Origin of the sequence: Pseudomonas sp. P7758 (assembly GCF_013386485.1) — a bacterium.
Classification (GTDB): domain Bacteria; phylum Pseudomonadota; class Gammaproteobacteria; order Pseudomonadales; family Pseudomonadaceae; genus Aquipseudomonas.
Genome location: NZ_JACARS010000122.1, coordinates 33,151 through 42,123, shown reverse-complemented (window position 1 = coordinate 42,123; position 8,973 = coordinate 33,151). Strand labels below are relative to the sequence as shown.

Here is an 8,973-nt window from a genome sequence, read left to right as displayed (position 1 = left end):
CCCTTTACCCCGCCCGTCTTGGCGCGAGACAGGTAGCAGGTCACGCCATCCACCTTCGGGTCATCAAAGGCCTCGACCACGATCCGGTCATTGGGGCCGACAAACTTGAACACTGTCGACACCTGGCCAATCTCTTCGGCCGACGCCAGCAACGGCATCGCCAGCAGCAAACCGAGCAATCCCTTCATTACGCGCATCGAGACTTCCTTTTTACTTAAACCAGAATCAGGTTATCCCGGTGAACCAGCTCCGGCTCAGCCATGTAACCCAACAGACCGACAATCGCCTCAGACGACTGCCCGATGATTTTCTGCGCCTCAAGGGCGCTGTAGTTGGCAAGGCCACGGGCAATCTCACGACCGTCCGGCGCCACGCACACCACCATTTCGCCACGGCGGAAGCTGCCCTGGACCAGTTTTACACCCACCGGCAGCAAGCTTTTGTTGCCTTGGGACAACGCTGAAACCGCACCAGCATCCAACACCAGGGTACCGCGCGTCTGAAGATGCCCCGCCAGCCACTGCTTGCGCGCCGCCAGCATGCCACGCTCAGGCGACAGCAGCGTACCGATGCGCTCGCCCGCCTTGAGACGATCCAGCACCCGCTCAATCCGACCGCCAACGATGATGGTATGCGCGCCGGAACGCGCCGCCAGCCGCGCCGCACGCAGCTTGGTCTGCATGCCGCCACGCCCCAGGGCACCGCCGACACTGCCAGCCACCGCATCCAGCGCCGGATCATCGGCACGCGCCTCATAAATCAGCTGAGCCTCAGGGTTATTGCGCGGGTCAGCGTCGAACATGCCGTCGCGATCCGTGAGGATCACCAGCAAATCAGCCTCAACCAGGTTGGCCACCAGCGCTGCCAGGGTGTCGTTGTCACCGAAGCGAATCTCGTCGGTCACCACGGTGTCATTCTCGTTGATCACCGGGATCACCTTGAGTTCAACCAGGGCACGCAGGGTGCTGCGGGCGTTCAGGTAGCGCTTGCGGTCGGACAAGTCGTCATGGGTCAGCAGAATCTGCGCCGTGTGGCGCCCGTGCTCGGCAAAGCTGGACTCCCAGGCCTGCACCAGGCCCATCTGACCAATGGCAGCAGCGGCTTGCAGCTCGTGCATCGCGCTGGGTCGCGCGGTCCAGCCGAGGCGGCTCATGCCGGCGGCAACCGCCCCGGACGACACCAACACCAACTCGACGCCGGCCTCATGCAAGGCCACCATCTGGTCCACCCAGACACTCATGGCCGCACGATCCAGCCCCTTGCCATCCGCCGTCAGCAGCGCGCTACCGATCTTAACGACCCAACGCTGCGCACCTGTCACCTTGCTCCGCATCATCTTCAACCTTAGATAGAGGGCCGCGCGACCCAGCGCCGCCCATAACGTTATTCGTGACTACCGATTTCCAGATACCAAAACGCCGCTCGATTGAGCGGCGCTTAAGTTTACTGCAACGAATCAGTCGCGCACGTAAATGATTTCCGGACCATCTTCATCATCCACGTCTTCCTCGTCCCAATCATCGTCACCGATATCATGGACCGACTTGACGCCACTGCGACGCAGGGCACGCTGATCATCCAGCGCCTGCAACTGGGCACGAGCCTCGTCTTCGATGCGCTGATCCAGTTCAGCCAGCTCGGCCTTGTAGACAGGGTCGGCGGCCAGGCGATCGGCACGGTCTTCGAGGTAACGCATGATATCGCGAGTCAGGCGCTCAGTGCCTTCTTTGGCAATGGCCGAGATCACGTAGACCGGACCGGTCCATTCCAGGCGATCAACGATCTCCTTGACGCGCTCTTCGTGCTCTTCCTCGAGGATCTGGTCGCACTTGTTCAGCACCAACCAGCGATCACGCTCAGCCAGGGACGGGCTGAACTTGGTCAGCTCGCTGACGATCACTTCAGCAGCGTCCGGTGCACTGGTGTCATCCAGCGGCGCCATGTCGACGAGGTGCAGCAGCAAACGGGTGCGGGACAAGTGCTTGAGGAAACGGATCCCCAGGCCTGCGCCGTCGGAAGCGCCTTCGATCAGGCCCGGAATGTCCGCAACCACGAAGCTTTTCCAGCGGTCGACGCTGACCACACCCAGGTTCGGCACCAGGGTAGTGAACGGGTAATCGGCGACTTTCGGCTTGGCAGCAGACACCGAGCGAATGAACGTACTTTTGCCGGCATTCGGCAAACCCAGCAGGCCCACGTCAGCCAGCACCTTCATTTCCAGCTTCAGGTCACGCTGCTCGCCTGGCTTGCCCGGCGTGGTCTGGCGTGGCGCACGGTTGGTACTGGACTTGAAACGGGTGTTACCCAGACCGTGCCAGCCGCCATGAGCCACCAGCAGGCGCTGACCGGCTTTGGTCAGGTCACCAATGACTTCCTGGGTTGCGGAGTCGATCACGGTGGTACCAACCGGAACCCGCAGCACCAACTCTTCGCCTTTTTTACCGGTGCAGTCAGTGCTGCCGCCGTTGGAGCCACGCTCGGCATCAAAGTGCCGGGTGTAACGGTAGTCCACCAGGGTGTTGAGGTTTTCGTCGGCGATCATGTAGACCGAGCCGCCATCACCACCATCACCACCGTTAGGACCACCGTTTTCGATGAATTTTTCCCGACGGAAACTCATGCAACCGTTACCGCCGTCGCCAGCTTTTACTCGGATCGAAACTTCATCAACGAACTTCATAACAAAACGCCTCTCGTCGCACGGACGAGCTTAAGAAACCAAGACATAAGACTCTTGCAAAAATGAGCGCAGCGACCTCAAGCAACGACCGCAAATCCACTGCTTTCGCCCATCACAAACAGCTTTGCAAGAGACTCACCCCACAAACGAAAAAGCCCCGTCGCGAGACAGGGCTTTTCCAGCAACTACGTAATTATGCCGCGACGACTTCAGTCTTCGGGACAATGCTCACGTAACGGCGGTTGAAAGCGCCTTTTACTTCAAACTTGATCACGCCGTCGATTTTAGCGAACAGAGTGTGATCTTTACCCATGCCAACACCGTAACCGGCGTGGAATTGGGTGCCGCGCTGACGCACGATGATGTTGCCCGGAATGATAACCTGGCCGCCATACATCTTCACGCCAAGGCGTTTGGCTTCTGAGTCGCGACCGTTACGGGTACTACCACCAGCTTTTTTGTGTGCCATGAGTCAATTCTCCTAGTGAGGAATTAGGCTGAAATTAAGCCTGAATACCGGTGATTTTGATCTCGGTGTACCACTGGCGGTGGCCCATACGCTTCATGTGGTGCTTACGACGACGGAACTTGATGATGCGGACTTTATCGTGACGACCTTGGGAGATCACTTCAGCCACAACGGTAGCGCCTGCAACAACTGGAGCGCCGATGTTCACGTCATCGCCATTGGCGACCAACAGAACGCGATCAAAAGTAACGGATTCGCCAGTAGCGATTTCCAGCTTCTCGATCTTCAGGTATTCACCTGGGGCGACCTTGTATTGCTTGCCACCAGTAACAATTACTGCGTACGACATGGTATTTCTCCGATAATCCTGCTCACCCAGCGCTTTATAAGAAGAGGTATTGGCTGGCATGGCTGCATGGGATGGACGTCCCGAATGCAATTGCGTAAGGCAGGTGCTGCCCAGGAAGTTCAGGGTGCGCGATTGTACGCAAGCTATGGAGGTGTTGCAAGTAGCCGTCTATCGCGCCTTGACACTACGGGACGCGGGTCCTAGCATGCCGCGCAACCCTTCTGGAGCGACTGTCGCTGATGCAACCCCAAGCTTTCTACCGCGCGGTGGCGGACGATTTTAGCGCCGTCGACGGCATCATCAAGAAGCAGCTGACTTCTAAAGTGCCGCTGGTCTCCAAAATTGGCGACTACATTACGTCGGCCGGCGGTAAACGCCTGCGTCCTTTATTAGTGTTGCTGTGTGGCAAGGCCCTGGGCCGCGAAGGCGATGACCTGCGCCTGCTGGCCGCGACCATCGAGTTCCTGCACACCGCCACCCTGCTGCACGACGACGTGGTCGACATGTCCGGCATGCGCCGTGGTCGCGAGACGGCCAACGCGATGTGGGGCAATGCGCCGAGCGTGCTGGTGGGCGACTTCCTGTACTCGCGCTCGTTCGAAATGATGGTCGAGCTGGGCTCGATGCCGGTGATGAAGATTCTTTCACAGGCCACGCGCATCATCGCCGAAGGCGAAGTGTTGCAGCTGTCGAAGGTTCGCGACGCCAGCACCACCGAAGAAACCTACATGGAAGTGATTCGCGGCAAAACCGCGATGCTCTTCGAAGCCTCGACCCACAGCGCCGCCGCCCTGTGCGAAGCGACGCCCGAGCAGAGCGAAGCCCTGCGCACGTTCGGCGATCACCTGGGCGTGGCCTTCCAGCTCGTGGACGACCTGCTGGACTATCGCGGCGACGCCGAAACCCTGGGCAAGAACGTCGGTGACGACCTGGCCGAGGGCAAGCCGACCTTGCCACTGATCTACACCATGCGCGAAGGCACGCCGGAACAGGCCGCCCTGGTGCGCAAGGCGATCCAGAAAGGCGGGATCGAAGACCTGGAAAGCATCCGCGAAGCCGTGGAAGCCTCGGGTTCCCTCGAATACACCGCGCAACTGGCCCGTGACTACGTGGCTCGCGCGATCCAATGCCTGGAAGCCCTTCCAGCCAGCGAATACCGGGATGCCCTGGTTGAGCTGAGTGAGTTCGCGGTCGCCCGTACTCACTGATTCTGCTCTGCTCCATGTAGGAGCTGGCTTGCCTGCGATTGCATCACCGCGGTGTAACAGACAAACCGAGGTGCCTGCATCGCAGGCAAGCCAGCTCCCACAGCGTTCTCTGGCGTTGCTGCCCCCTGCCCGGCTAAAACCCTATACAATGTGCGCTTTTTAGCCATCCTGAAACCAAAGGAGCTTTAGTGAGCACGTTGCCACCCTGCCCGAAATGCAATTCCGAATACACCTACGAAGATGGCGCCCAGCTGATTTGCCCGGAATGCGCCCATGAGTGGGCCGTCGGCGGCGAAGCCGAGGCGGCCAGCGATGAATCCGTGAAGAAAGACTCTGTGGGCAACGTCCTGCAGGACGGCGACACCATCACCGTGATCAAGGACCTCAAGGTCAAGGGCACGTCCCTGGTGGTCAAGGTCGGCACCAAGGTCAAGAACATCCGCCTGTGCGATGGCGACCACGATATCGACTGCAAGATCGACGGTATCGGCCCGATGAAACTCAAGTCCGAGTTCGTCCGCAAGGTCTGAATATGCTGCCTCCATCCCGTGCCCTGCACGGGATGGCGCTTCACCCTCCCCGCGTCAGCTCCGCACTGGCGGCAAAAGGCCAGGCCTTTTGATCAAAAACAATATCCACACAGAAAAGTCCGGAAATGGCCAATAGGGACTTGCTATTCTACGAATAAGAATTATTCTCATTGAAACCCATCAAGGAGATACTTCCCATGACTTATTTGATCGATGCCTGGCTGGACCGTCCACACCCTTACTTGCGAATCCTCCATCGGGAAACCGGGGAAGTCTGCGCGGTGCTGGAAGAAGAGGCGTTAAGCGAACTGCAGGATCAGGGCGACCTGGACGTCAATGGCCTGAGTTCCAGTGAGCCCGGGGTGCTGAAGGAAGTGGTGAGAAATCTGTTTCTGTTCTGCTATGCCCGAGCGTTGCGCCCGGTGACGGATCTCAATGGCAAGTTTCATCCATGAGCAACCGCGCAAAACACTGCAGGAGCGAGCAGGCTCGCTCCTGCAGGTAAGGTCTTACAGAACGTCGAGCAGCTCGACGTCAAACACCAGAACGCTGTGCGGCGGGATGCTGCCAACGCCTTGAGCGCCGTAAGCCAGTTCGCTCGGCACGTACAGGCGCCATTTGCTGCCGGCATTCATCAGTTGCAGGGCTTCGGTCCAGCCGGCGATCACGCCGCCAACCGGGAATTCCGCAGGCTGGCCGCGCTCGTAGGAGCTGTCGAACACAGTGCCGTCGATCAGGGTGCCGTGGTAGTGAGTACGCACCTGGTCTTCACGGGTCGGCTTGGCGCCGCTACCTGCAGTCAGCACTTCAAATTGCAGGCCGGAAGCCAGGGTGGTGATGCCGTCACGCTTGGCGTTTTCAGCCAGGAAAGCCAGGCCTTCGCCAGCAGCAGCTTCAGCCTTTGCAGCGGCTTCGGCTTGCATGATTTCGCGGATGACCTTGAAGCTGGCGGCCATTTGCTCCTGGTCCACACGGCTAGGCTTGCCGGCAAAAGCGTCGGTCAGGCCAGCCAGGATCGCGTCCAGGCTCACGCCCGGTGGCGGGTTGTCGCGCAGCTGGTCGCCCAACTGACGGCCAATGCCGTAGCTCACGCGGGTTTCGTCGGTGGACAGATTAACTTCGGACATGGAAAGGCTCCGCTGTAGGACGACACAGGTGCCGTCCAAACTAAAAGGGCGAGCAGACTAGCACACAAGCCACGCCCTTGATGAGCCCCGCGCAGGAGAGCGCCAGGGGCTGATTAATGCTTGGTAACCTTGTCCAGGTAGCCCATGGCAAACGCCGACACCACGAAGGTCATGTGAATGATCACGTACCATTTCAGGTGCTCGGGATCGACGTTCTTGGCGTCCATGAAGACCCGCAGCAGATGGATCGACGAAATCGCCACGATGGACGCCGCGACCTTCATCTTCAGCGACGAGGAGTCCATGGTCCCCAGCCAGTTGAGCTTCTCCTTGCTTTCGTCGATGTCCAGCTGGGAGACGAAGTTCTCGTAGCCGCTGATCATCACCATCACCAGCAGGCCGCCCACCAGGGCCATGTCGATCAACGACAGCAGCACCAGGATCACATCCGACTCGCTCATGGTGAACACGATGGGAATCACATGAAACACTTCCTGGAAGAACTTCAGGCCCAGCGCCAGCAGCCCCAGGGACAGCCCGAAATAGATCGGCGCCAACAGCCAGCGTGAGGCATACATTGCATTTTCGATAAAGCGTTCCATTGAATCTCACACAGCTTGGCTAAAAATGGCGGCGAGTATACCAGCCGCACCCAAACCCCAGAAACCGTCGAGAAAACTGATCTGTACGGCATCTGTTAAGGAATTTTTCTGCTAGTGTCGAGCTCATCAACTCGGCTCGATGATGTCGGACAGGAAAACTCAGATAATGGATGTGCGATCCCCTTTGGCCAGCCTTGGCCTGTGTGCGGCGTTGCTGATGGGCAGCGGTTGTTCCCCAAGCGATGAACACAAGCAAGCCAGTCTCGAAGAGAAAACCGCCAAGTTCGAACAATCCCTGGACGCCATCCAGGACCCCAAGCTCAAGGACGCCGTGTCCGAGCTCGGAGGCTCGCTGCTGTTGCTGGAACGGGCGCGCGCCAAGCTCGCCACCAAGCCCATCGAGGCCGAGTACAGCGAAGACGCCCTGGCGCTGCTCAAGCATTACCCTACGCCGCAGGCCCTGGTCGATACCTACATCAATGGCCTGTTTGTCCTGCGCAAGGCGTCCCATTCGGACTACCTGACGGACCTGCAGCCGATCTTCCCGTTCAACTTCAACATGCCCGACCAGTTCCCCTTCCCACACGGCCTGGAATGGCAGTCGGTGACCCTGAGCAACAACAAGGTCATCCCGTTCCAGCCGGAATGGTCGGAAACCGACCCGGGCATCCAGTTGAGCCCCACCAGTTCCAACCTGACCAACCCCGATGACCTGACGGTGACCTACCCGTTCGTCGAAGGCGTCGAGACGGAGAACAAAAGCCAGCCGCAGCCCGTCACCCTCAAGGGCAAGGTGGAAGTGATTGCCCCGCGTAAAGTCTTCACCTTCGACTTGTCGAAAAAGGACGTGGGCCGCAAGCGCACCGAAGAAAACGTCACCGTCACCCTGCTGGCCCTGGAAAAGAACTACGCCGAGATCGAACTGACCAACAGCGCCCCGCTGGCGCCGGAAGTCGCGGACGAATCGCCGAACCCGTTGCTGGTGCAGGCTCGTGACACCACCGGGCAATTTCTCTCGCGCTCGGGCTCGATCAACGAAAACGCCGCGCAACTGGCGTTCTACGAGAAGCAACTGGCCGAAATGCAGAAGCAGAAGGCCTGGTCCGACGCCTTCGAGAAACAGCTGGAAGACGAGCAGAAAGCCTTCGAGCTCAAGCAGAACAGCCACTACACCAAGGTGTACTTCAATGGCCTGATCGACAATGTGCAAGTCAGCGTGCTCGACTTTTCCCAGGCCACGGTGACCCGCAAGGACCTGGACCTGCCCGTACGGCGCTTCGACAAGAACAGCCTGGAAAAAACCGTACAGCCGTTGCCGATGCCCGTCACCGTGTATGACGACCAGGCCGCGGATTGGCTCAAGGACGCCACCCTGTCCGAAGACCAACTGAAGAAAAGCGTCACCATCAACCAGTCGGTGGATGACGCCAGTGCGGCGCACGTTGAGTTCGATCACCCCTACACCTTCAACGACGACCTGCTGGGCGAGGACCGCGGCGGCGGCGATGCCCCGGTGACGTTCCTCACCGCCAACGACGAAGGCAAGCTTGGCGAGCCGATCGAACTGCCCGCCGAAGCCTACGAGGTCGACCCGGGGCGCGGCACCATCACCTATGACCTGAACCTGTTCCCTGAAAACCCGGGGTTTGCCGTCGGATCGATGCCGCTGTTCCTGGCGACCATCGAGAAAGGCAGCCTCACTGCCGGCCAACTGCCCAAGGGCCTGGAGCTGAAGGACAACGCACTGATTGTCGACCAGAAGCTGTTCCCCTCTGACAGCTGGCGGTTCTATGCCAAGGACGCCAGCGGCAACTACCTGAAGGAAATTCTCGGCGTCAGCCACCGCGCCGAGGAATACGGCACGGCGCTGTTCGACGTGCATTACTTCTACGGCCAGCCGACGACATTGGAAACCTACCAGCGCACCGGCCTGGACACGGTGCAGTATGGGTTTGAGGTGAAGCTGGACAAACCCGAGGCGGCCCCTGCCCCCAAGCCATAGCCCCTC

At 59.4% G+C, this 8,973-nt stretch carries 11 protein-coding genes; 4 read left to right on the top strand and 7 right to left on the bottom strand.

The window, feature by feature from the left end; genetic code table 11:
• The 5 genes from HX873_RS24145 to rplU form a co-directional block, all read right to left on the bottom strand.
• On the bottom strand, positions 1 to 197 hold a 197-nt coding region (locus tag HX873_RS24145), incomplete at its 3' end, for a CreA family protein (protein ID WP_173909392.1).
• 17 nt (positions 198 to 214) lie between these two features.
• Positions 215 to 1,333, bottom strand: coding sequence for a glutamate 5-kinase (gene proB / locus HX873_RS24140; RefSeq protein WP_003215866.1), 1,119 nt, complete (start codon positions 1,331 to 1,333; stop codon positions 215 to 217).
• Positions 1,334 to 1,456: 123 nt separating this feature from the next.
• On the bottom strand, positions 1,457 to 2,680 hold the full coding sequence (cgtA, locus tag HX873_RS24135) for an Obg family GTPase CgtA (RefSeq protein WP_003215864.1): 1,224 nt from the start codon (positions 2,678 to 2,680) through the stop codon (positions 1,457 to 1,459).
• 193 nt (positions 2,681 to 2,873) lie between these two features.
• Positions 2,874 to 3,149 carry a 50S ribosomal protein L27 gene (gene rpmA, locus HX873_RS24130; protein WP_003215862.1) on the bottom strand — a complete coding sequence of 92 codons (276 nt, stop codon included), beginning with the start codon at positions 3,147 to 3,149 and terminating at the stop codon, positions 2,874 to 2,876.
• A gap of 34 nt (positions 3,150 to 3,183) precedes the next feature.
• Entirely contained in the window at positions 3,184 to 3,498 is a 315-nt protein-coding gene (gene rplU / locus HX873_RS24125; RefSeq protein WP_003176051.1) for a 50S ribosomal protein L21, read from the bottom strand.
• 239 nt (positions 3,499 to 3,737) lie between these two features.
• On the opposite strand from rplU, the gene HX873_RS24120 reads away from it, so the two are divergent.
• From HX873_RS24120 to HX873_RS24110, 3 genes are all read left to right on the top strand, one after another.
• Positions 3,738 to 4,706, top strand: a complete 969-nt coding sequence (locus HX873_RS24120; protein ID WP_003215860.1) for a polyprenyl synthetase family protein — start codon at positions 3,738 to 3,740, stop codon at positions 4,704 to 4,706.
• Between the two features lie 188 nt (positions 4,707 to 4,894).
• Positions 4,895 to 5,236, top strand: coding sequence for a zinc ribbon domain-containing protein YjdM (locus HX873_RS24115; protein WP_003215858.1), 342 nt, complete (start codon positions 4,895 to 4,897; stop codon positions 5,234 to 5,236).
• A 197-nt stretch (positions 5,237 to 5,433) separates the two neighbouring features.
• Positions 5,434 to 5,691 carry a hypothetical protein gene (locus HX873_RS24110; RefSeq protein ID WP_003215856.1) on the top strand — a complete coding sequence of 86 codons (258 nt, stop codon included), beginning with the start codon at positions 5,434 to 5,436 and terminating at the stop codon, positions 5,689 to 5,691.
• A gap of 54 nt (positions 5,692 to 5,745) precedes the next feature.
• On the opposite strand, the gene HX873_RS24105 is transcribed toward HX873_RS24110, so the two are convergent.
• Together HX873_RS24105 and HX873_RS24100 are read right to left on the bottom strand one after the other, a co-directional pair.
• Entirely contained in the window at positions 5,746 to 6,363 is a 618-nt protein-coding gene (locus tag HX873_RS24105; protein ID WP_003215854.1) for an FKBP-type peptidyl-prolyl cis-trans isomerase, read from the bottom strand.
• Positions 6,364 to 6,476: 113 nt separating this feature from the next.
• Complete coding sequence (locus HX873_RS24100; protein ID WP_003215853.1) at positions 6,477 to 6,965, bottom strand: TIGR00645 family protein; 489 nt, start codon at positions 6,963 to 6,965, stop codon at positions 6,477 to 6,479.
• A gap of 166 nt (positions 6,966 to 7,131) precedes the next feature.
• Here HX873_RS24100 and HX873_RS24095 point away from each other — a divergent pair, with 166 nt between their 5' ends.
• On the top strand, positions 7,132 to 8,967 hold the full coding sequence (locus HX873_RS24095) for a hypothetical protein (RefSeq protein WP_003215851.1): 1,836 nt from the start codon (positions 7,132 to 7,134) through the stop codon (positions 8,965 to 8,967).
• Positions 8,968 to 8,973 lie beyond the last annotated feature (6 nt).

What these genes read in the sequence shown, in the direction of transcription:
- HX873_RS24120 (WP_003215860.1), top strand. Translation starts at nt 3,738, where the DNA reads ATGCAACCCCAAGCTTTCTACCGCGCGGTGGCGGACGATTTTAGCGCC.
- rplU (WP_003176051.1), bottom strand. Translation starts at nt 3,498, where the DNA reads ATGTCGTACGCAGTAATTGTTACTGGTGGCAAGCAATACAAGGTCGCC.
- HX873_RS24100 (WP_003215853.1), bottom strand. Translation starts at nt 6,965, where the DNA reads ATGGAACGCTTTATCGAAAATGCAATGTATGCCTCACGCTGGCTGTTG.
- HX873_RS24110 (WP_003215856.1), top strand. Translation starts at nt 5,434, where the DNA reads ATGACTTATTTGATCGATGCCTGGCTGGACCGTCCACACCCTTACTTG.
- proB (WP_003215866.1), bottom strand. Translation starts at nt 1,333, where the DNA reads ATGCGGAGCAAGGTGACAGGTGCGCAGCGTTGGGTCGTTAAGATCGGT.
- HX873_RS24095 (WP_003215851.1), top strand. Translation starts at nt 7,132, where the DNA reads ATGGATGTGCGATCCCCTTTGGCCAGCCTTGGCCTGTGTGCGGCGTTG.
- HX873_RS24105 (WP_003215854.1), bottom strand. Translation starts at nt 6,363, where the DNA reads ATGTCCGAAGTTAATCTGTCCACCGACGAAACCCGCGTGAGCTACGGC.
- cgtA (WP_003215864.1), bottom strand. Translation starts at nt 2,680, where the DNA reads ATGAAGTTCGTTGATGAAGTTTCGATCCGAGTAAAAGCTGGCGACGGC.
- rpmA (WP_003215862.1), bottom strand. Translation starts at nt 3,149, where the DNA reads ATGGCACACAAAAAAGCTGGTGGTAGTACCCGTAACGGTCGCGACTCA.